Raw genomic sequence first — 22,144 nt, 5'->3', positions numbered from 1 at the left:
CATAATTTGCATACATACTTCAAAATCTGAGAATACTGTTTTAATAGTATTACCGTTTTCTTTCATTTTAATGTTTTTAATGTTTCAGGCTAATGCAAACCCATGCGATTGAGAATTCAATTCAATCCTTCTGCCGCTCCCGGCAGCTTCATACATTGCAGTCATCAGTCTCACCGAGTCCTTTACCTCTGCCAGAGTAATCGGAAGCTTTCTGCCTTCCGCTACAGCACTGTAATAATCCCGGATACACGCCTCATGGCCGCTTCCCCAATACTTCTTGCCCAGCGCCTCATCTGCAGAAGCAGTTATTCTTTCCGTGCGGCCATCCCTGTGAAAAACCGTAATCTGGGGTTCCTCCAGTCTGATCACCATATTCTCACAGGAAACCTCTATCAATGGCGGAAGATTTTCGCAGTAAGCGGTAGTTGCATAGAAAACAGCTTTTCCATTTTCAAATTCAATATATGCTTCCATGGTATCTTCCACCTCAATAATTTCTTTCAGGTGATGATTCGCCATCCCCGCGCATACGGCGTCGGGCCTGCCCAAAAGATAAACCAGTAAGTCAAGCGTATGGATGGACTGATTAATCAGCACGCCTCCACCCTCTGTTTCCAGGCGCCCGCGCCACCCGCTCTGCGTATAGTACTCCTCATCGCGGAACCATGTGACGATTCCTCTGGCTCCCAGAATTTTCCCGGTCTCTCCCGATTGAAGCATCGTCTTTACTCTTATCAGCCCCGGGTTATAACGGTTTTGAAAACAGATTCCCGCACGTTCAATGTGAGGAGCCGACTCCAGTTCATCAAGCTGGCTTTTGGAAATCACCGGCGGTTTCTCCAAAAATACATTTTTTCCTCTTTTCAGGCAATCAATGGTCATGGGCACATGGAGGTAATGAGGGGTACAGATATGCACTACATCGATGGCCACCTGATCCAGCATGTCTTCATAAGAAGTATACCAGTTTGCGCCGTGGTCACCGGCCAGACTCTTCGCCCTATCACCAGCCACATCACATACCGCGGCCAATTGTACGCCCCTGTTTTTTTCCAGACAGCCTGCATGCACTCTGGCTATGTTTCCGCAGCCGATAATAGCTGCCCGTATTTTTTTATTATTCATACTCTGCGCCCCGGTTACTCCTCGTATTCCATAATTTGCCTTATTTTCTCCCTGTCGGCCCCTGTGACAGCTTTCATCGGAAACAGACACGCCGGGTTAATGGGAACACCTCTCATTTGAACCGCAGTCTTGATAACTGGTACAAACTGATCCTGAATACCGTAGATAGCCATGAGCCGGTCTAATTTCTTTTGATATCTGCTCACATCTTCCATGCGGTCCTCTTCTGCCGCTCTCACCATAGCGGCGGCAGTTTCGGGGAAAATATTGGACAGACCGGCAATGCAGCCATCGCCTCCCGATAAAATATTGTGAAAAAAGAACTCATCGAAGCCAGAGTAGACCAGGAAATCCGGCCTCCTGCCTTTCACCTTCCGAATCAGCTCCCGCGTATGGCCCATCTCACCTACTGTATCCTTAATACCGATAATATTCGGATATTTCATAGCCAGCTTAAGAACGGTATCTGCGGACAGCTGGTATCCCGTTCTGGCCGGGAAGTTATACAAAAGAATATTTCCCTTTACCTGCTTTGCAAGCTCCGCATAGAAATCATACGCTTCCTCATCGGACAGATAAAAATAATACGGTGATATGACCGCCATCCCATAAGCTCCGCAATCAGCTGCATAGTTCGACAGCCAGACACATTCTTCAAAGACCGTGCCTCCTGTTCCAACATAGACATTCGCCCTGGAGCCGATGCAGGATATGGCCTCACGTATCAGCTGCTTCTTCTCTTCCAGAGGAATACCATAAAATTCTCCGATACTTCCAAGAATCAGGATTCCTTTTATCCCATTTGAAATCAGATGTTCATATAACTTTTTATTAGCCTCTATATCCACATGACCCTGATCATCAAAGATTGTGACGGCCGGCGTAATATAATCTGCTTGCATGACACTCCTCCTGTATATCGTAGTGATGTTTCGTACTGCTCCCTGCTCCCCGTTTTACCGGGTACGGCAGTTTCCAGACAACAGCCTTTAGTAGCCTGCCCCCTCCATAGCCGAATCTGCACCTTCTGTATACCGCTTAAACAAACCGTGCTTTTCTCTAATCGGCCGTTTGGAGAAGCCCCGTTCTTCACAGCCTGCTTTTCTGTTTTCAGGCTTGAAAAAAACAGAATTTCTGATCTCCAGAATTTTTTCCATATCGGCTGGTGTACACTCCCCGTCAGCCGTGCCGACGATATTCACACTCCTTTTTTCCACATCATAGGCGATAATATCCCCCTCCTCCACGAGAGCGATCGGGCCTCCTCTGGCGGCCTCCGGAGATACATGGCCGATTGCGGCTCCCCGTGTTGCCCCTGAAAATCTGCCGTCTGTAATCAGGGACACCGTCCCATTCAGGGATGGATCGCAGACAATTGCTTCTGTTGTCATGAGCAGTTCCGGCATCCCGCTGCCTCTCGGCCCCTCATACCTGATAACCAGAATATCACCCGGACGTATTTTCTTCTTTATCACAGCATCGTGAGCGTCCTCTTCACAGTCGAATACTCGTGCCGTACCCTTATGTTTTCTCATCTCCGGCCTGCATGCAGAATATTTGATAACAGCTCCCTCCGGGGCCAGATTTCCCTTTAACACAGCCACAGAACCGGTCTCGGCAGCCTGTTCCGGATCACAGATCACATCCTCTCTGCTCAGGCCATAATTATGAAGATATCCGATATAACGTTCATAGAAATGATCCTTTTCAAGCTGCTCTAAATTTTCTCCCAGCGTCCTTCCCGTTACCGTCATGACGTTTAAGTCCAGATATTCCCTTAACAGGAACTGAACCATAGGGACTCCGCCTGCAAACCAGAAACTTTCCGTAAGCTGGCTTCCGGAAGGATCAATATTGGCAATATGAGGAATCCGGTGATTGATTTCATCGAACCAGCTCATAGGGAGTGTCAATCCCAGTTCTTTCGCTATTGACGGCAGATGAAGCGTGGCATTGGTCGAGCCGCCTATGGCACTGTGAACAACCAGAGCATTCTTAAATGCGGCCGGTGTCATGATCTGCACAGGGGTAATTCCCTTTCTGGCAAGCTCCATCACTGCCTGACCTGCTCTTCTTCCATACTTTAAGATATCCGTCATTGTGGCCGGAACCAGTGCGCTTCCCGGCAAAGCCATTCCCAGCGCTTCCGCCATACACTGCATGGTGGAGGCTGTTCCCATAAAGGAACAGGCGCCGGCAGAAGGACAGCCGGTAAGCTTGTAATCGCGTACTTCCCATGCCTCCACCCGTTCATCTGATTTCATGCGCAGAGACAGCTTTCCCGCAGCCAGAGACGTAGTCATATCCGGTCCGGGCCGCATACTGCCGCCCGGCAGAAAAACCGTGGGAATCCCCACACGGGCGGCGGCTTTCAGGTGAGCCGGTATGGATTTATCGCAGGAACTTGACAAAACCATACCATCCCACGGAACAAATCCGGCATGTACCTCCAGCATATCACAGATCGCCTCCCTGGACGCCAGCACCAGATTCATCCCATCGTGTCCCTGAGCACAGCCATCACAGATATCTGTCACATGGTATTTGGCACCAAAACCGCCCTTCTCTAAGACGCCCCACCTCACCTGATCGGTGAGCTGGTTTAAATGTACACTTCCGGGATGAGATTCTCCGTAAGCGTCTTCAATCAGAATCTGTGGCTTTACCAGATCTTCCTCGGTCCAGCCGCTTCCCAACTGCAGTGCGTCAAACTGCGCCCACAGCTTTCGCTCCTTACTGCTCTTCTGCTCCATCGTATCACCGCCTCCTGTTCCTGTCCGTCGATTCCTCTTATCTGACACTGCGCTTCTTAACCAGCCCGGACGCTCTCTGCCTGACTACCCAATCCGTTCTGCCCCGGCCTCACATTCCAGACAAAGTCTGGCGGCCAGGAAGGCATGTTCCTGTGTCATTGCATGCTCTGTCCTGTTGATACAGTCCAGAATCAGTTCTCCAAAGAACGGATATCCCACCGTATCCCTGCACTTGATAAAATGTTCTCCCGTTTTGTCAACCAGAATCAGATTGTCACCACTGTTGTCCTCCACCCCGATGTTAACGTATTTGCGGAGTTCTATATATCCATCCGTTCCAAGGATAACCGTTCTTCCGTCTCCCCAGGAAGACAGACCGTCCGGTGTAAACCAGTCCACACGGAAATAGTTGGTCGCCCCGTTATCGCCTGTCAGCATGGCGTCTCCGAAATCCTCCAGTCCCGGATAATCCGGGTGATTATAATTGGCTACCCGGCTGTATTCTACTTTTGCTGATTTTACATCTGCAAAATAAAGATACTGTTCAATCTGATGGGAACCGATATCGCAGAGAATTCCGCCGTAAGATTCTTTTTCAAAAAACCAGGCCGGCCGATTCTCCGGGCTGCCAATGCGGTGCGGTCCCAGTCCCATCACATTCAATACTCTGCCGATTGCTCCCTGTTTAATTAAATTTCCGGCATATACTGCGCTTTCCACATGAAGGCGTTCTGAATAGTAAACCATATACTTTTTTCCGGTCTCCTTCACCTTTGCCTCTGCCAGCTCCAGCTGCTCCATGGTAGTAAAAGGGGCCTTGTCCGTAAAGTAATCCTTGCCCGCGTCCATACACCGCAGACCAACCTCGCACCGCTTCGAGGTAATAGCTGCCGCAGCTACCAGTTTCACCGACGGATCATTCAGTACGGTTTCTTCTCTGTCTGCAACTACCGCTCCCGGATATTTTGCTGCAAATGCTTCTGCCCGTGCCCGGTCAGTGTCATAAACATACTTAAGTGAAGCTCCCGCCTCCGTCAGGCCATTGCACATGCCGTTGATGTGACCGTGATCCAGATACATGGCTGCAAAGTAAAATTCCCCCTCTTTCACCACCGGCTCCGGCTTTCCCTTTGGTGCATAGTTCATTCCGTCTAACGCGTTCATACCACGATACCTTCTTTCTTATTCTCGTTTAAACCTCACGGCCCAGCGAAATTGCTTCATCAGTGAAATTCTCTACGGAAGCATTTTTCTCATGAAAATGCCTAACATTCTTTAAGATTCCTTCCGCCGTATAGAATGGATCATCCTTCTTTAACGGAAGCTCAACCGTTTTCTCCGTAAAACCAGCTTCATAGATCGCAGTGATCAGCTCGATCGTCAGTCTTCCATCCTCACCTGTGATAAATGGCCGTTCACCACGCTCGACGGCTTCCAGAAAATTCTGTATTTCTCCCGGATGCTTCTCGTACTGTAATTCCGGCAGGGAATCGTAATACTCCTGAATTTTCTGTTCCAGCTCCGGATTCGGATCCGGAAAACCATTTCCTTTGGCAACAGAAGCATGAACTTCCCACGGCACGGAAACCGCCGCATACTCTCCCTGGAATTTCACGGCCTGCTGCTCCCCATAGTGGATAACCGAGCTGGTTACCTGAGCCAGCCGGCCTTCCGGATACTTCATAATGGCTATGGAGATATCTTCGACCTCCGCATTATCGTGCGCAGCATTACTCACCACAGCAGTAACCTTATCCGGTCTTCCCATCATCCAGCCCAGCATGTCTATATGGTGCACCGCATGATTCAACGTACAGCCGCCGCCTTCCTTCTCCCAGGAGCCGCGCCACCAGAGATCGTAATAGCAGTGGCCACGCCACCAGAAGGAATCAATCTCCGTGTGCAGCACCTTTCCGATGAGCCCGGAATCCAGAACCTTCTTCAGATTCATAAACGGTGTTCTGAAACGGTTCTGGGCAATGACTCCCAGAGTCTTTCCTGTCCGTTTTTCTGCCTCCAGCATCTGGTCGCACTCCTCGAGAGAAGCCGCCATGGGCTTCTCTACAAGGACATTACTGCCCGCTTCCATTCCATGAACTGCAATTTCACTGTGGACATAAGGAGGCGTGCATACACTGATTACATCCACAGATTCGCTGGCCAGCAGTTCTTCATGGGAAGCATATATCCGGGCTTCTGCCAATCCGAACTCCGCCTTTCTCTTTTCCGCCTTCTCCGGATAGATATCACAGAGCGCCGTTATCTGGCATAACTCCGGAAATTCCAGATACGCTTTTATATGAGATCCTGAAATATTACCACAACCAATTACTGCTACTTTCAGCATACTTATTTCCTCCACATTTTGATTTTATTTATCTAAAGCGTCATAATACTCGGTGCGTTCCCTGATAACAGCTTCCATACCCGCGTTTCCAAGAGCGGATTTATATGCTTCCAGCATGGAGTCGAACTCTTCCGGCTTGCAGGTAATACATTTAACCAGATATTCATCTGCAGCCAGCTGGATTTCTGATACGTTGGCAGACTGTGTCGGCGCGCTGTAGGCTGACATATGTCTGATAATTCCTGTCGTGGCATTTTCATAATTGGAGACAACATAGTCCTCAAAGCCCGGAATTTCCTTGGAAGCTGATTTTACGAAGTCATCCTCGCTGAAGAAGTATCCCTGGTTTCCGATAATAAACATATCATGACGAATCCAGTCCTTATCTACTGCATTAAAATCTGCGTCGATCACCACCGGAACTCCGTCTTCCAGCTTATAGTGTTCATCCTCAAATCCATGGAATAAAGTAAATCCGCCTTCCTGAGTCGCCATCCAGTCCATATAGGTGACCGCTGCTTCCGGATTCTTGCAGGTCTTTGGTACGATACAGTAAGCCCCATTCTGTGCATACTCAATGTTGTAGATCTCTCCGTCATGATTGTTCTTCAGCGGAGGAAGTGAAACGATATCTGCATCCGGGTTATTTACCTTCAAATGCTGAAGCAGTCCGCCTCTTAAGTTATCCACATTACCATTTACATTGGTCACGAAGCAGCCCGCCTGCCCGTTTACCACATACTCCGCCAGCGTAGCTGAGAGGTCATTGCTGGTATAGTACTCCTGATCCAGCAGTTCTTCATTATACAGCTTGTTTAAAAACCTTAAATAATCCGCATATCCCTCATCGCCGTACACCGGAAATACCGATTTTATATTAAACTCATGTTCATCCGGAAGCGTTGTCATAAACGGCATGGCCATAACGTCAGCCCTGTCCGCAGTCTCATCACCAATGGCTACGGAGAAGAAGGGAATCACATCGGTTCTTCCATCCGGATTATTTTCTTTAAATGCCTTCAGCACCTGATAGAGCTCATCTGTGGTAGTTGGAATCTCCATCCCCAGCTTATCCAGCCAGTCCTTACGGATAAAGAGGTTGTCCTTTGCCGCCGTCGCACGTCTTGCCGCAATGGCCCATAACTGGCCGTCTCCGTCACGCGCCACATTGAGAACGTCTTCCCCCAGATACGCTTTTAAATTTTCCGCCTGGCCTTCGCCATCCACATAGCTGCTCAAATCATACGTTCCGCCCTGGTTAAAATAGTCCTCTGCGATGCTTCTCGTATAGGTCAGCGCAATATCAGGAGCTGTTCCAGCCGCCATCATCGTCTGAATTTTCGTGACCTCCTCCGAACGCGGAACCGCTACGAACTCCAGATTAATTCCCACCTTAGCCATCTCTTCTTTTGCATACTTTACCCAACGGTTATCGGTAACTGTTGTTCCCTGCGGAGCGTTGCTGCGGTCGAAGAGTTCGACAGTAAGAGTCACATTGTCAAACTGCTTTGATCCGTAAGTGGTCTGGTTTCCCGCCGCCTCCGTCTTTGTATCTCCAGCCTCTTTCGTCTGCCCTGACTCACCTTTCGGTGCTGCCTCTTCCCTGGCGCCACAGCCGGATACCACAAATGCCATTGCCATTGCCGCCGTCAGAACGGCCGCTGCTCTTCTCTTTTTCCCCATTTTAATAGTCCTCCTCTAATAAATTTTAGTTAACCTTTTACCGACCCCAGCATAACACCTTTTACAAAGTATTTCTGCAGCCATGGATAAACAAGAATAATCGGGATCGTCGATATCACGATGCTCGCCATCTTCAGTGATTCCGACATCACCTGTGTTCCCAGGTTTTCCATGGAAACCTGGTTGATCTGACCTGCAAACAGCAGCTGACGCAGCCGAAGCTGTAAAGAAAACTTCTCCGGTGTCTGAATATACAGCAGTGCGCTGAAGTAATCGTTCCAGTAGGAAACCGCATAGAACAGGCCAATCGTTGCAATAATCGGCATGGACAGCGGAAGCACAATTTTGAACAGAATCTTCATATCGTTCGCACCGTCAATCCTGGCCGCCTCCTCAAGTTCCAGCGGCAGTTCCTTAAAAAATGTTCTCATCACTATGAAGTTAAAGACGTTCATAGCTGAAGGAATTACCAGGGCGTTGATGGAATCATAAAGACCAACGCCTTTTACAACCAGGAACGTAGGGATAATACCTCCGCTGAAATACATCGTAAAGAGGATGAATCCGCTTAAAATCCCCCGGCCTTTTAACTTTTCCTTCGACAGCGCATACGCCGCTGCAACCGTGAGCACAAGCCCCAACAGAGTTCCCAGAACCGTCACCGTGACGGAAATCCCCATGGCTGTCCAGATCTGCGTCTGCTTCAGCAGGATCTCCTTATAGGCTGACAGCTGGAAGTCTATCGGATAAAAGGTGACTTTCCCCGAAAGCACTGCCGTATTTCCGCTTAAGGAATACGCCACCACATTCAGAAACGGATAGAGGCAGACCAGAACTACCACTGTCAGAATCAGGTACAGCATTACATCCGCAAACGCTATTTTCTTTTTCTTCATTTCCGCCCCTCCTATAATATTCCTTCTTCACCGATCGCCTTGGCAAAACGGTCTGCCATAAACAGGATCGCAATATTTACCACTGACTGGAACAGTCCCACCGCCGTTGCCGGAGAGTACTGTGCCTTCTCAATACCAAGTCGGTATACATAAGTGCTCAATACCTCAGATACCTCCATGACCTTGGAATTGCCCAGAAGCAGCGGAGCATCCAGTCCGATTGTCATCATCTTGCTGACCGAAAGAATCAGCATGGTGACAATCACAGGCTTAACCATGGGAAGCGTTACATAGATGATTCTCTGCATTCTTGTCGCTCCGTCTAAATAAGCCGCCTCATAAAGGCTCTCATCTACCCCGGTTAAAGCCGCCAGATAGATAATGGTTCCCCAGCCGATCTCCTTCCAGACACTGCAGATAACGTAAGTGAATATCCACCAGTATTTGTCGCTTAAGAACGGAATGGATTTTATTCCCATCACATTCAGAACATTGTTGACGGTTCCGCCGTTTAAAGAGAACAGATTTACCGCAATTCCCGCAACAACCACCCAGGATATAAAGTGCGGAAGATACAGCAGAGACTGGGAAAGCCGTTTAAACCATGTACACCGGATTTCATTCAGGATTAAAGACAGAATAATCGTGAACGGAAAGCTGACAACCAGCGTCAGCAGGTTTAAAATCAGTGTATTTTTCACTGAATTCCAGAACTGAGGCTGGGCAAATATCTTCTTAAACACAGATAATCCGGCAAATTTGCTTCCAAATATCCCTTTGAACATATTAAAGTCCTGGAAAGCCATGGCGATACCGCCCATGGGGAGATACTTGAATATAAAGTAATAGAGAATAACCGGTACAAGCATGAGATAAAGCCATTTATCCCTGTACAGGTAATACCAGATGCTTTTCTTTTTTTCCATTGGTGTTCCCCCTTATTTTTATATGGTCTCATCAATACAGTACTTTCTGACTGATCTCACCTCCGCACACAACACCCGCTGTTTCTTCAGCTCAGCGCTTCTCTGATCCGGCTGCGATCCGCCTGCAAATATCTGATAAGTACATGCATCAATATATCGTTTTCCATTTTCATCATATACAGCAAATGCGTCAGCCGGCAGGTGGATGGAAATCGTCTTCTCTTCTCCCGACTCCAGTCCCACTTTAACAGCAGCCTTCAATTGGGGATTCCTGTCATGATCTTCTTTTCTTCCAACGTAAACCTGAATGGTTTCTCTTCCCCATCGCTCTCCACAGTTAGCCGCGCGGAGTTTTACCTCCACTCCATTATCAACGGAATCCCGCTCTGATACCTCCAGCCCGGAACAGGAAAACTCGGTATAGGACAGTCCAAAGCCAAAGGGATACAGTGCCTTCTGTTTCATAAAGCGATACGTTCTTCCCTCCATGGAGTAATCCGTAAAGTCCGGCAGTTCCTCTGTTGTCCGGTAAAAGGTTACCGGAAGCCTTCCTTCCGGATTGACCGTTCCAAACAGTACATCCGCCACCCCACGGCCGCCTTCCGCTCCCGGGTACCAGGCCGTTAATATGGCCGGCAGATGTTCATCCGCCCAGGTTACTGCCATGGCACTGCCCGCCAGAAGCACCAGTACCACCGGCTTACCGCTGTCATAAGCAGTTTCGAGAATCTTCTGCTGAAGACCGGGAAGCATTAAATCAGGCTTATCACCACCCGCGTAAATATTACCGGTGTCTCCCTGCTCTCCCTCCAGTGTCGAATCAAGTCCCATGCAGGCGATCACGATATCGCTCTCCCTGCAGATCCCTTTCACCTCCGACAGCCGGTCATTCCTGGCACCCAGTCCGGAAACATTGCTTTTATAAAGATGACAGCCTTCCGAGTAAAGTACCCGAGCCTCCGGCTCCGCTGCTTCCCGGATTCCCTCCAGCACCGTAACATATTCAGAGGCGGTGCCCTCATAATTTCCCACAAGCGCTCTCCGGCTGTCCGCATTGGGTCCGATAACGCCAATAGTCTTATAACGCTTTGTATCAATCGGAAGGAGCCCCTCCGCATTCTTCAGCAGGACTACGCTCTTGCCTGCCGCGCTGCGGTTTAACTTCTTCATTGCAGGCGAATCAACTTCAAGGTAAGAAATACCGGCATAGGGATCGTCCTCTTCCGTTTTCCCTAATGCACCAAGCTTCAATCGCGTCGTGAAGAGCCGTATAACCGCTTCATCGAGCCGCTCTTCCTTCACCTTTCCTTCTTTTACCGCCTGGATCAGATAGGTGAATAAATTTCCGCAGTTTAAATCACAGCCGTGATTCATCGCCATGGAGACCGATTCAACTGGTGAGTCTGTCACGCCATGGCCTTCATGAAAATCCTTAATCGCCCAGCAGTCTGACACTACATGGCCATGAAATCCCCACTCTTTTCTCAGGATGGTTTCCAGAAGGTATTCATTGCCGCAGCATGGAACTCCGTTTACCCGGTTATAGGCTCCCATGACAGCCTCCACATCTCCATCTTTCACACAGGCCTCAAACGCAGGCAGGTATGTCTCCCGCAAATCCTTTTCTGAGACTTCTGCATCAAAGCTGTGGCGCAGTTCCTCGGGTCCGCTGTGAACTGCAAAATGCTTCACACAGGCCGCTGTCTTCAAATACTTCTCATGGCTTCCCTGAAGACCTCTTATGTATCGTATTCCAAGCCGCGAAGTAAGCCATGGATCCTCCCCGTATGTCTCGTGTCCTCTCCCCCATCTGGGATCGCGGAATATGTTGATATTGGGCGCCCACAGGGTAAGCCCTTTATAAATGTCGGTATCGCCGTACCTCTGCTGCATATGGTACTTGGCCCTCGCTTCGGTAGAAACGGCTTCACCTACCGTTTCAATCAGGTCCTCATCAAACGTTGCCGCCAGACCGATCGCCTGGGGAAAAATCGTTGCCACACCGGCTCTTGCCACTCCATGCAGCCCTTCATTCCACCAGTTATACGCCTTAATTCCCAGCCGCTCTATGGCAGGTGCCTGATTCATCGTCTGGAACACCTTTTCCTCCAGCGTCATTTGCTTAACCAGATACTCCGCCTTCTCCCTTCGCTGTCTGTCCAGGGCTGTCTCTTTCTCGCTTGTCTCCTTCATCTGAAATCCCCTTTTCGTTTGTAATGCCAGTATAATCGTTTTCTATGAAGACCGCTTTTCACATTTTGCTCATCAATACATCATTTCTTGCTATAAATTTGCTCTTATTTTCGACTTATTCTTTACTTATGGACTTTTTTAGTATAGAATATGACTTACTAACGCTTTTAAAATTACAAATAATATACTTATTGCCCAATTACACTTTAAAAACGAATTATATGCATGGTAAGAAAAAGCAATTTGTCAGGAGTATCCATCTATGATCGAAACATTGAATAAGCACCATGAAACCGTCAATTACAAGTGGGTGGATGGAGTACGTCTCTACCACAATATTAAGACGGACAGTTTTCCCCCTCACTGGCATAAAGAAGCAGAGATTATCATGCCCTTATCCAATTCTTACGGCGTCAGGGTCGGCCTGTCGGGGGAGCTCAATTCCATCGAAGAAGATGAAATCATTATCATACCGCCCGGGGAGATGCACACGATTTACACTCCGCCCACGGGAGCCCGCCTCATCGTCGACGTGGACTTTACCCCTTATATGAATTTAAGAGGAGTTGGATCCCTGATTAACAGCCTGTCTCCTTACCGCATTATCAGAAAAGAGGAGAATCCTGAGCTTTCCCGGACATTAAGAAACTATCTGCTGCTGATTGAAGAGGAGTATAACAAAAAGGATTTATTCTGCGATGCTTCGATCCACAGCCTGTTCACAAGCTTTTTCGTAACTCTGGGAAGACAGGATATCAATAATCTGCAGACGGACCGCTATAAACCGGAGCAAAAGCTTCAGTATGCCGAAAAATTTGCAGATATCAGCTATTACATCAATCTGCACTGTACGGAACCGCTCCGGCTGGAGGATATCGCTTCCTATACCGGCTTCAGCAAATTTCATTTCTGCCGGCTTTTCAAGGAATTCGTCGGCTGCACCTTTCATGACTATGTAACGGGCTGCCGTCTGGCCCATGCGCAGAGCCTGCTTGCCTCTGCGGCAACCACCATCACAGAGGCTGCTCTTCAATCCGGATTTACAAGTCTGGCAACCTTCAATCGTATTTTTAAAGAGAAAAAGCGCTGTACTCCCACAGAATACAGAAAGCTGCTGCGAAGCAGTTCCACCGGTGAAAAATGATGTTCACCGGAGAACTGCCGCACAGCAGCTTTCCATAATTTTATTTATAGCAGTTCCAGCTTAAGCATTTGGAAACACCGAATCATATTTTACATAAATTCTCCGGTTTGCCATTCAGATACGCATAGACATTATCAAATTCAATCTTTGCTCTCCGCACCATCGCTTCTTTTGTGGCAAATGCGACATGAGGTGTCAGCAGGATATTCTTTGCGTGACAGAGCGGATAATCGGCAGGGATCGGCGGTTCCATATCAAACACATCGATGGCAGCTCCGGCAATCTTGTCTTCATTCAGTGCTTCCGCCAAAGCTGCATTATCAACGATAGGTCCTCTGGCACAGTTGATAAGAATCGCATCTTTTTTCATTTTTCCAATCATTGTACCGTCAAAAAATCCCTTCGTTCCCTCATTAAGTGGAAGATGTAGTGATACAATGTCACTTTCCTTTAACAGGGTGTCCATGTCTGCATAGCGAATCCCTGCCTCCTTCCACTCTTCCTTTTCATGACGGGCATATGCCAGTACCTCTGCTCCAAACGCATGAAACAATCTGGCTGTCTTAAAACCAATCTGTCCACAGCCTACGATACCAACCGTTCTTCCGCATATCTCCGTACCAACAAGACCGGCAGAGGTTTTTCCGTTCCTTACGGCAAAATCTCCCTCCTGAATCTTCCGCATAACCGCAATGGCCATTCCCACAGATAATTCAGCTACCGACTGGTTAGAATATCCTGCGCAGTTTAAAATATCGATCTTCTTTTCCCTGCAGGCTGCAAGGCCTACATGGTCGATTCCCGTAAACGCCACCGCAATAGCTTTTAAGCTGTCACAGGAACGGACTACCTCGTCCGGATATGGATTATTGGCAATCATCACGATCTCCTGTCCGGCCGACCTTCTCTTTAATTCTTCTACATCGGTTGTCTTAGTATCATAATAAGTAAACACGTGCCCTTGTTTTTTTAAGCCTTCTGCCAGACTCTCAATCATCTCTTCCGGTACGCCGATAGGCTCCAGTAAACTGATATTCATTTTTCTTCCTCCAATTATTTTATAGGGTTACAGTGTGGACAAAGATAGTCGGAATTTGCAGATTCTCTTCCATCTCTTTCGTTAATCAAAATTATATATCGTTTTACAAAATATGTCAATATAATTTTGTTTTATATATCATTTTTTAAAATTATATTTTATTTATTGAAATATTTTTCTTAAAATCCATTGACATTCATCTTAAAAATCCGCTATGATATACCCATATTCATTCAAATTATGATATACTTATTTTCAATAATAGAAACGGAGGCGAATCATGGAAGAAACAGAACAGACTAACCGTTTTGCAAAGGACAACCAGTCGACTGACAAAGTACTGGCCATTATAGAATTACTTTCCTACAGCAAAGAACCCATGAGACTTATTGATATTGCAAATCAGCTTCATTACAACACCAGTACCACACTGCGTTTTTTGAATTCGTTGGAACGCAACGGATACGTCTACAAGGACCGTGAAACATTAAAATATCAGATGACCTACAAGCTGTGCGGTCTCGCCAGCTATATCAGCAACCGCACCGGCATCGTGGAGATCGCGTCGCTTCCCATGAAGCAGCTTTCCACCAGTCTCGGAGAATGTGTATGCCTGGCTGTGGAACAGGATTATACCGTGGTATACGTCCACGTTGCCGATGGCCCCGGCCAGATGCTCCGGACCACTCAGCGGATCGGCAGCCAGGCCCCCATGCACTGTACGGGAGTCGGCAAAGTGATTCTTTCGGAATTTCCGGAGTCTAAGATCGACGAGATGATCCGGATGAAAGGTCTCACCCGCTACACCGACAACACACTGGTAACCAGGGAGATGCTTCTTGGCGAACTGCAGCTGATCCGGAAAAGAGGCTACGCCTACGACAACGAAGAGTGCGAACTGGGCGCTCGGTGTATCGCCTTTCCGTTAAGAGATTACAGCGGAAAAATTATTGCTGCATTGAGTGTTACAGGCCCTCTTGGCCGGATGACGGACGAATTTATTAATTCAAGCTTCCGGACGATACTGGAGACTGTTCAGGATATCTCTTATCAGCTGGGATACCATGGATAAAAGGACAGAGTGAGAAATTCTCCCATATGTTATCCTTATTCAGCAGATCAGGGGCAGTCACTAAGACTGCCCCTGAAACCTGTGATTCTGTTCGTATTTTACTTTTCACGGAAGCCGTCCGCACTCACGGCCGCTTCCTCTCCCCTGCCAGCCTCTTCATCTCCCTGGCATTCTCTCTCACCGCATCGGTAATCTTCGCGCCTCCCAGCAGCCTTGCCAGTTCTTCCACCATCTCAGCCTCCGCCAGCGGCCGGATCGTCGTGGTGGTTCGTCCGTCCGCGGCCGTCTTCGCGATCTCGTAATGGGAATCCGCCATGGCCGCAATCTGCGGTAAATGGGTGATGCAGATCACCTGATGGCTCTTCGCAATATAGGAAAGCTTCTCCGACACCATCTGCGCCGTTCTGCCGCTGATTCCCGTGTCGATCTCATCGAAAATCAAAGTGGGAATATCATCGCTGTCCGCCAGAACCGTCTTGATCGCCAGCATAATCCTGGACAGCTCGCCGCCGGATGCCACTGTGCCCAACGGCTTTACGCTCTCCCCCGGATTCGTGGAAATCATAAATTCCGCTTCATCATATCCATTTGCCGTGAAATGGTTCAGACGGGTAAATTCCATGGAAAACTCCACATCGATGAAATTTAAGTCTGTGAGCCCGGCTTTGATCTTCGCCGTCAGTTCTTTGGCCGCAGCCTTTCTCATCCCGGACAGCTGGCCGCAGAGCGCTTCCAGCCTGTTCTCCGTCTCCCTCAGTTCCCTCTCCGTCTTCTGCTTTAAGGAATCGTAATCTTCCAGCTCTTCCAGACGCTTCCTTTTATTCTCCAGATTTTCCTGAATCTGTTCCGCTGTCTTTCCGTACTTGGCCTCCAGATTATGGATCACATCCAGCCGCTCCTCCAGCTCCCGGTATTCCTCCTCGTCAAAGGACATGTCTTCCATGTACGAAGATATCTCGTGGCTGATATCGCTCAAAATCGCATCTGCATCAAACAGCTGATCCCGGATCGCTCCCAGCTTCTCGTCGAAAGAAGCCACGTGCTCCACCTCTTTTAAGGCGTAATCCAGTGTGTCGGTATTCACCGCCGAGTAAGCGGCCGACAGGCTTTCGGTTATCCTCCTGGCATTGGTAAACAGGCGGTAACGGGCCGTCAGCTCCTCTTCCTCCCCGTCCTTTACGTTTGCCCCTTCGATCTCATCAATCTCAAACCGCAGAAAATCCATCTCCCGCAGACGCGATTCCTCGTCCAGCTGAAACGAGGCCAGCCTCTCCTTAAGCCCGGTATAGGTCCGGTACAGACCGGCAATATTCTGTTTTACGTCGTGTGATGTTCGCTCGTGGTATTTATCCAGAATTTCCAGATGCTTGTGCTTGTACAGCAGAGACTGATGTTCATGCTGACCATGAATATCGATTAGAAGTCCGGTAATTGTCTTAAGCTTTCCAACGGTTACCGTTTCATCGTTGATCTTGCAGAGGCTGCGCGCGGGCATGATTTTCCGGGAAATGATAACGATTCCGCCCTCGTCCGGGCAGACATCCATCTCCTTTAATGCACGCAGCTTGTCCGGTTCCGTAACGGTAAATAAAAGTTCCACATAGGCGTACTCCGTGCCGCGTCGGATCATATCCTTCTGCACCTTGCCGCCCAGCGCCATGGTGACCGAGCCGATGATAATCGATTTTCCGGCTCCTGTCTCACCCGTTAAAATGTTAAGCCCCTCCCCGAATTCAATGTCCACTTTTTCGATCAGGGCCAGGTTCTTCACATGTAATTCTGAAAGCATGGCACGCCTCCTTTATCCTGCGATGAGTTTCTTCAGTTTGTCCATCACCAGAATGGTATCGTCCGCGCTGCGCACTGCGCACATGATCGTATCATCCCCGGCAATGCAGCCTACGATTTCATTAAAATGAAGAGCGTCCAGGGCAGCCGCCACGGCCATGGCCATGCCCGAAACAGTCTTGATGACGAGAATATTCTGCGCCATGTCCATAGACATGTACCCGTCACGCAGAATTCTGATGTACTTGTCAGAAAAGGAGCTCTGATTCTGAAGCACCATGTACCGCTGTTTTCCCGACTCCGACTGAACCTTTGTTAGCTTCAGCTCTCTGATATCTCTGGATACCGTCGCCTGAGTCACGGCAAATCCGGCCTGGTTTAAGTAATCCGCCAGTTCCTCCTGGGTCTCAATCTCGTACTTACCGATGAGTTCCACAATTTTGCTGTGTCTTTCCAGTTTCATAATGTGCCCTCCTATATGCCAGCCATTTTATTGCGCAGGTTGTCAAGAAATGATACATCTTTTAGTTTTATCAGAACGGTCTTTGTCTCCGACCGGTGTATCTCGATGTAATCCCCGGAATGCAGCTCCGCGGCCGTGTCCCCGTCGTAGACGGCAGCCTGGCTCGTGCCCGGGTCACCCAGTATTTCAATCCGTATCCGTGCGTCTCCGGACATGACAATGCTCCTGGCGTTTAATGCATGGGAACAGATGGGTGTTAACACCATCAGGGTGGAATCCGGAACAATGATCGGTCCCCCCGCTGACAGATTATATGCGGTAGATCCCGTGGGAGTGGCTGCAATCAGCCCATCCGCCCGGTACTCATTTAAAAACTCATGATTTACATAAACCCGGAAATGAAGCATTTTCAGCCGTTCATTTCTCGTGATTACTATCTCATTCAGTGCTATGTCTTCATACAGACGGCCTGTGCTGCTGTATGCCCGGCCGTTTAGCATCATCCGCTCTTCCAGCTGATACTGATCCGCCAGAAGCGCGTCCAGGGCCGTGTCGATCTCCTCTGTCCTGGAAATCTGTGTTAAGTACCCCAGGGTCCCGCGGTTGATTCCCAGCATGGGAATATTTCTGCCCGCCAAGTCCCTGGCCGCCTGAATCAGGGTTCCGTCTCCACCGAGCGTGATGATGCATTCCGTCTCCGGCGGCACCATGGAGGCGTCCGTATAGTGGTAATCTCCGCCCCGTCTGCCGTCCCCTTTTCCGATCAGGCAGGAGGCGCCATGACTGGTTAAGTAATCGCGGATCACCTGCGCAGTCTCCTTTGCCCCCTGTTTTTCGGGATTCATGATAATAAAGAACTCTTTCATAACCTCTCCTTATTTTCCCTCGCTCAGCTCCTGATGCGCGGCTTCCACAATGTCCTTCGGCGCCACCGGCACGTCCGGAATCAGCTCCCCTTCCGGATGGTTCTTCAAATAAAGGAGATATTCGATATTCCCCTCAGGCCCCTTGATCGGAGAATACTCTAAATTCAGCACCTCAAAGCCAATGGAGACCGCATAGGCAATCACCATTTCAATCACTTCCAGATGCACACTTTTTTCCCGTACCACCCCTTTTTTCCCGACCTTCTCACGGCCGGCCTCAAACTGGGGTTTGATGAGGCAGACGATCTCGCCCTCCTCCTTTAAAAGCCTTTTCACCGGCTCCAGCACCTTAGTCAGAGAGATGAAGGACACGTCGATGGATGAGAAATCGATCTTTTCCGGAATCTCATCCGGCGTCACATATCGGATATTCGTCTTTTCCATACAGACTACCCGCTCGTCGTTCCGAAGCTTCCAGGCCAGCTGACCGTGTCCCACATCCACGGCATAAACCTTTACGGCGCCGTTTTGAAGCATGCAGTCGGTAAAGCCGCCGGTGGATGACCCCACATCCATGCACGTCTTTCCCTCCAGCATAACGCCGAAATGGCTCATGGCCTTCTCCAGCTTAAGTCCGCCGCGGCTCACATATTTTAACGTATGGCCCCTCACTTCAATGTTCACGGACTCGTCGAAGGTGGTCCCGGCCTTGTCTTCCTTCTGGCCCTCCACATAGACGATGCCGGACATGATCACCGCCTTCGCCTTCTCTCTGGATTCCGCTAAATTCCGTTTCACTAAAAGCACATCTAATCGTTCTTTCATGCCTTCTTTTCCTCTGTATTGATAGTCTTCCATTCCATATTCTGACGCTCGGTATCGAGATATTCCTTCTTCATCCTCCAGATCACGGAGTCACTGTCGATGCCCAGTCCTTTTCTCAGCAGCGACACATTGCCGTGCTCCACATATCCGTCCGGTATGGCGATATTCATCACCTTCACATGAGGATAGTGTTCGTGGATATAGCGGGTGACCATGAGGCCGTAACCGCCCTGAAGCACGTTCTCCTCCATGGTGACAACGAGCCAGTGGTTTTTCGCAAGGCGGTCCACCAGTTCCTCGTCAAACGGCTTCACAAACCGGCCGTTGGCCAGCGTACAGTTCCAGCCCTCCACCTTCAGTTTCTCCCGCACGTGTTCTCCCGTACTGACCATGCTTCCCACGGCCAGAAGGGCAATATCCTTCTCCTCGTACAGCATCTCGCCTCTGCCGTATTCGACAGGCGCGTGAAATTCCTTTAAGCCTCTGTAGGCCTCACCTCTTGGATAGCGAATGGCAAACGGCCCTCCGAAGGACACGGCAAACTCCAGTCCCGCCTTCAGCTCCCACATGTTCTTGGGCGCAAAAATGCTCATGTTCGGAATCGCCGATAAAAAAGATAAGTCAAAGATCCCCTGATGGGTCTCCCCGTCGCTGCCGACCAGTCCTGCCCGGTCCACGGCAAAGACCACCGGCAGATTCTGGATACAGACATCATGCAGAATCTGATCAAAGCCCCTCTGTAAAAACGACGAATAGACCGCCACCACCGGCTTCAAACCGCCGGCCGCCATCCCCGCCGCGGAAGTCACAGCATGCTCCTCCGCAATTCCGACATCAAAGAACCGGTCCGGATAGAGGCGGCTGAAACGCTTGAGTCCCGTCCCATCCGGCATCGCTGCCGTCACCGCCGTGATCTTCGGATCTTTTTCCGCCAGCTGGCAGATCGTTCTGGAAAATACGTCCGTGTAGCTGGGATATTTTTTTTCTTTTTTCGATTCTCCTGTCACCACATCAAACGGTTCCACACCGTGGAATCTGGCCGGATTCTTTTCCGCCGGCTCATAGCCTTTGCCTTTTTTCGTGATAACATGGACTAAAACCGCATGGTCCAGCTTCTTCGCCTCTTTGAGCGCCCTCGATAAAGCCTTGACGTCATGGCCGTCCACCGGTCCCAAATACGTGATTCCCATGTTCTCAAACAGCATTCCGGGAATCAGAAGCTGCTTAATGCCGTTCTTCGTACGGCTGATCTTATCGATCAGTTCATCACCAATCACCGGTATCCTGGAAAGGACATTAGTCACATATTTCTTTAAATCCAGATATCCGTCTCCGGTCCGGATGCCGTTTAAATATCTCGACATTCCTCCGACATTTTCGGAAATGGACATGTTGTTGTCATTTAATATAATGATGAAGTTCTTCTTAATGCGGGCGGCGTTATTCAGCGCCTCATAAGCCATTCCGCCGGTTAATGCACCGTCGCCGATCACAGATACGACAAAATGGTCTTCTCCGGAAACATCCCTGGCCTGCGCAAGACCAAGTCCTGCCGAAATAGAGGTGGAACTGTGACCCGTATCGAAAGCGTCGCAGGGGCTTTCCTTCCGTTTCGGGAAGCCGCTCATCCCGCCGTACTGCCGCAAATCGTCAAACTCACCCTTTCTGCCGCTTAAGATCTTATGAGTATACGACTGATGTCCCACATCCCAGATGATCTTATCCTTCGGCAGATCAAACACGAGATAAATAGCCATGGTGAGCTCCACAACTCCCAGATTGGAAGCCAGGTGCCCGCCGGTCCTGCTGATCTTTCCGATCAGAAAGTCCCGTATCTCCTGTCTCAGTATATCCAGTTCTTTCCCCGTCAGTTTTTTTATATCCTCCGGGCCATTGATTAATTCCAGTATCATATTTTACCAGATCCTTTTACTTTTCCCGGCTCACCAGCATGTGGATCAATGCCTCCAGGAATTCATTTTCCCCCGGCAGTTCATGAAGGATTCGGACAGCGTCGTCGGAAATCCGGGCCACGTCCTGTTTTGCCTTCTCAAGCCCCTCCAGGGTCACATAAGTGGTTTTATTGTTCTTTTCATCGCTGAGTACCGGCTTTCCCAGCACTTCCATGCTGCTGGTCACATCCAGGATATCGTCCTGAATCTGAAATGCAAGGCCGATGGCTGCGGCCATCTGTTCCACCCGCCGGGTCTCCTCCTCGTCTGCACCGGCGAGAAGCGCGCCGATCATCATGGAGGACTCCAAAAGCGCTCCCGTCTTCAAATGATAGATGAAATCCAGCTTTTCATGCGGAACAGGCTTATTGGTCAGCTCCACATCCACAGTCTGCCCACCTATCATGCCATAGATTCCGGTTTTCTGTGCCAAAATTCCGATACAGCGGCCCACGACCGCAGCATCCTCCGTCAGGGCAAACGCCTTTGCCGCCGTCTCCACCGCGTAGATGAGCAGGCTGTCTCCGGCAAGAACCGCCATGTCATACCCATACTTTACCCACGTGGTTGGAAGCCCTCTGCGGAGCTCATCGTTATCCATACAGGGAAGGTCGTCGTGAATTAAGGAAGAGGTATGAATCATCTCAATCGCGGCCATAAACGGTTCTACCACCGTCCCACTGCCGCCAAACAACCGGTATGTCTCCTCCATCAGCATGGGACGCAGCCTTTTTCCGCCGGCACGCACGCTGTAATTCATGGCGTCGAGAACGGTCTTCTGATACCCGTCTGCCGCCGGCAGATAACGCTCCACCACCGCCTCCACTTCCCTCGTTCTGGTTTCCAGCATCTCATTAAAGTTCATGACTTTCACCATCTTCCTCCAGGACAATGATCTGTTTTTCTACTTTGTCTATTTTTTCATTGCAGGATTTTACAAGCTTCATTCCCGCCTCATAATATTGAAAGGATTCCTCCAGGGAGCTTTCGCCGCTCTCCAGCTTACGGATAATCTCCTCCAGCTCCTGAAAGGTCTCTTCTACACTTTTCACTTTTTTTGCAGCCATTTTGT

Annotated in this window: 19 protein-coding genes; 2 read left to right on the top strand and 17 right to left on the bottom strand. The window is 49.3% G+C overall.

Going from position 1 to position 22,144, the window contains the following annotated elements:
- Positions 1-84: 84 nt before the first annotated feature.
- The 9 genes from NE473_RS05420 to NE473_RS05380 form a co-directional block, all read right to left on the bottom strand.
- Complete coding sequence (locus NE473_RS05420) at positions 85-1,125, bottom strand: Gfo/Idh/MocA family protein (protein ID WP_055651658.1); 1,041 nt, start codon at positions 1,123-1,125, stop codon at positions 85-87.
- Positions 1,126-1,139: 14 nt separating this feature from the next.
- Entirely contained in the window at positions 1,140-2,027 is an 888-nt protein-coding gene (locus NE473_RS05415; protein ID WP_055651657.1) for a dihydrodipicolinate synthase family protein, read from the bottom strand.
- Positions 2,028-2,114: 87 nt separating this feature from the next.
- Positions 2,115-3,878: a dihydroxy-acid dehydratase gene (gene ilvD, locus NE473_RS05410; protein WP_055651656.1), complete on the bottom strand. Its 1,764-nt coding sequence runs from the start codon at positions 3,876-3,878 to the stop codon at positions 2,115-2,117.
- A gap of 84 nt (positions 3,879-3,962) precedes the next feature.
- Entirely contained in the window at positions 3,963-5,042 is a 1,080-nt protein-coding gene (locus NE473_RS05405; RefSeq protein WP_006772529.1) for a Gfo/Idh/MocA family protein, read from the bottom strand.
- Between the two features lie 28 nt (positions 5,043-5,070).
- Positions 5,071-6,225, bottom strand: coding sequence for a Gfo/Idh/MocA family protein (locus NE473_RS05400; protein ID WP_055651655.1), 1,155 nt, complete (start codon positions 6,223-6,225; stop codon positions 5,071-5,073).
- 24 nt (positions 6,226-6,249) lie between these two features.
- The gene (locus NE473_RS05395) at positions 6,250-7,908 is read right to left on the bottom strand and encodes an extracellular solute-binding protein (RefSeq protein WP_055651654.1); all 1,659 of its coding nucleotides are present in this window, start codon (positions 7,906-7,908) and stop codon (positions 6,250-6,252) included.
- A gap of 29 nt (positions 7,909-7,937) precedes the next feature.
- Positions 7,938-8,804 carry a carbohydrate ABC transporter permease gene (locus NE473_RS05390; protein WP_055651653.1) on the bottom strand — a complete coding sequence of 289 codons (867 nt, stop codon included), beginning with the start codon at positions 8,802-8,804 and terminating at the stop codon, positions 7,938-7,940.
- A gap of 11 nt (positions 8,805-8,815) precedes the next feature.
- Positions 8,816-9,730, bottom strand: coding sequence for an ABC transporter permease (locus NE473_RS05385; RefSeq protein ID WP_006771998.1), 915 nt, complete (start codon positions 9,728-9,730; stop codon positions 8,816-8,818).
- An 18-nt stretch (positions 9,731-9,748) separates the two neighbouring features.
- Positions 9,749-11,923: a glycoside hydrolase family 3 protein gene (locus tag NE473_RS05380; protein ID WP_256265174.1), complete on the bottom strand. Its 2,175-nt coding sequence runs from the start codon at positions 11,921-11,923 to the stop codon at positions 9,749-9,751.
- A gap of 262 nt (positions 11,924-12,185) precedes the next feature.
- On the opposite strand from NE473_RS05380, the gene NE473_RS05375 reads away from it, so the two are divergent.
- A complete protein-coding gene (locus tag NE473_RS05375) occupies positions 12,186-13,067 on the top strand; it encodes a helix-turn-helix transcriptional regulator (protein ID WP_055651651.1) in 882 nt (293 codons plus the stop codon).
- An 82-nt stretch (positions 13,068-13,149) separates the two neighbouring features.
- Here the strand turns inward: NE473_RS05375 and NE473_RS05370 are convergent, their stop codons facing one another.
- The gene (locus NE473_RS05370; RefSeq protein ID WP_055651650.1) at positions 13,150-14,106 is read right to left on the bottom strand and encodes a 2-hydroxyacid dehydrogenase; all 957 of its coding nucleotides are present in this window, start codon (positions 14,104-14,106) and stop codon (positions 13,150-13,152) included.
- Between the two features lie 280 nt (positions 14,107-14,386).
- On the opposite strand from NE473_RS05370, the gene NE473_RS05365 reads away from it, so the two are divergent.
- Positions 14,387-15,178 carry an IclR family transcriptional regulator gene (locus tag NE473_RS05365; RefSeq protein ID WP_006771992.1) on the top strand — a complete coding sequence of 264 codons (792 nt, stop codon included), beginning with the start codon at positions 14,387-14,389 and terminating at the stop codon, positions 15,176-15,178.
- Between the two features lie 124 nt (positions 15,179-15,302).
- Here NE473_RS05365 and recN read toward each other — a convergent pair whose 3' ends face one another.
- From recN to xseB, 7 genes are read right to left on the bottom strand one after another with little or no spacing between them, the layout of a single operon-like run.
- Positions 15,303-16,967 carry a DNA repair protein RecN gene (gene recN / locus NE473_RS05360; RefSeq protein WP_055651649.1) on the bottom strand — a complete coding sequence of 555 codons (1,665 nt, stop codon included), beginning with the start codon at positions 16,965-16,967 and terminating at the stop codon, positions 15,303-15,305.
- 12 nt (positions 16,968-16,979) lie between these two features.
- Positions 16,980-17,429 (bottom strand): arginine repressor, encoded by a 450-nt coding sequence (gene argR / locus NE473_RS05355; RefSeq protein ID WP_022033496.1) that lies wholly within the window; start codon positions 17,427-17,429, stop codon positions 16,980-16,982.
- Positions 17,430-17,440: 11 nt separating this feature from the next.
- Complete coding sequence (locus NE473_RS05350) at positions 17,441-18,295, bottom strand: NAD(+)/NADH kinase (protein WP_006771988.1); 855 nt, start codon at positions 18,293-18,295, stop codon at positions 17,441-17,443.
- Between the two features lie 9 nt (positions 18,296-18,304).
- Positions 18,305-19,120, bottom strand: coding sequence for a TlyA family RNA methyltransferase (locus tag NE473_RS05345; protein WP_022033494.1), 816 nt, complete (start codon positions 19,118-19,120; stop codon positions 18,305-18,307).
- Positions 19,117-21,033, bottom strand: a complete 1,917-nt coding sequence (gene dxs, locus NE473_RS05340; protein WP_055651648.1) for a 1-deoxy-D-xylulose-5-phosphate synthase — start codon at positions 21,031-21,033, stop codon at positions 19,117-19,119. The genes NE473_RS05345 and dxs overlap by 4 nt, the downstream gene beginning before the upstream one ends.
- A gap of 16 nt (positions 21,034-21,049) precedes the next feature.
- Positions 21,050-21,949 (bottom strand): polyprenyl synthetase family protein, encoded by a 900-nt coding sequence (locus NE473_RS05335; protein ID WP_242866225.1) that lies wholly within the window; start codon positions 21,947-21,949, stop codon positions 21,050-21,052.
- Positions 21,927-22,139, bottom strand: coding sequence for an exodeoxyribonuclease VII small subunit (gene xseB / locus NE473_RS05330; RefSeq protein ID WP_006771983.1), 213 nt, complete (start codon positions 22,137-22,139; stop codon positions 21,927-21,929). Before xseB ends, NE473_RS05335 begins: the two co-directional genes overlap by 23 nt.
- Between the last annotated feature and the right edge of the window lie 5 nt (positions 22,140-22,144).

The organism is Hungatella sp. SL.1.14, from assembly GCF_024460495.1.
Lineage (GTDB): Bacteria > Bacillota > Clostridia > Lachnospirales > Lachnospiraceae > Hungatella > Hungatella hathewayi.
Note: the sequence above shows the minus strand (reverse complement) of the source record. Positions and strands in the feature narration are given on the sequence as shown.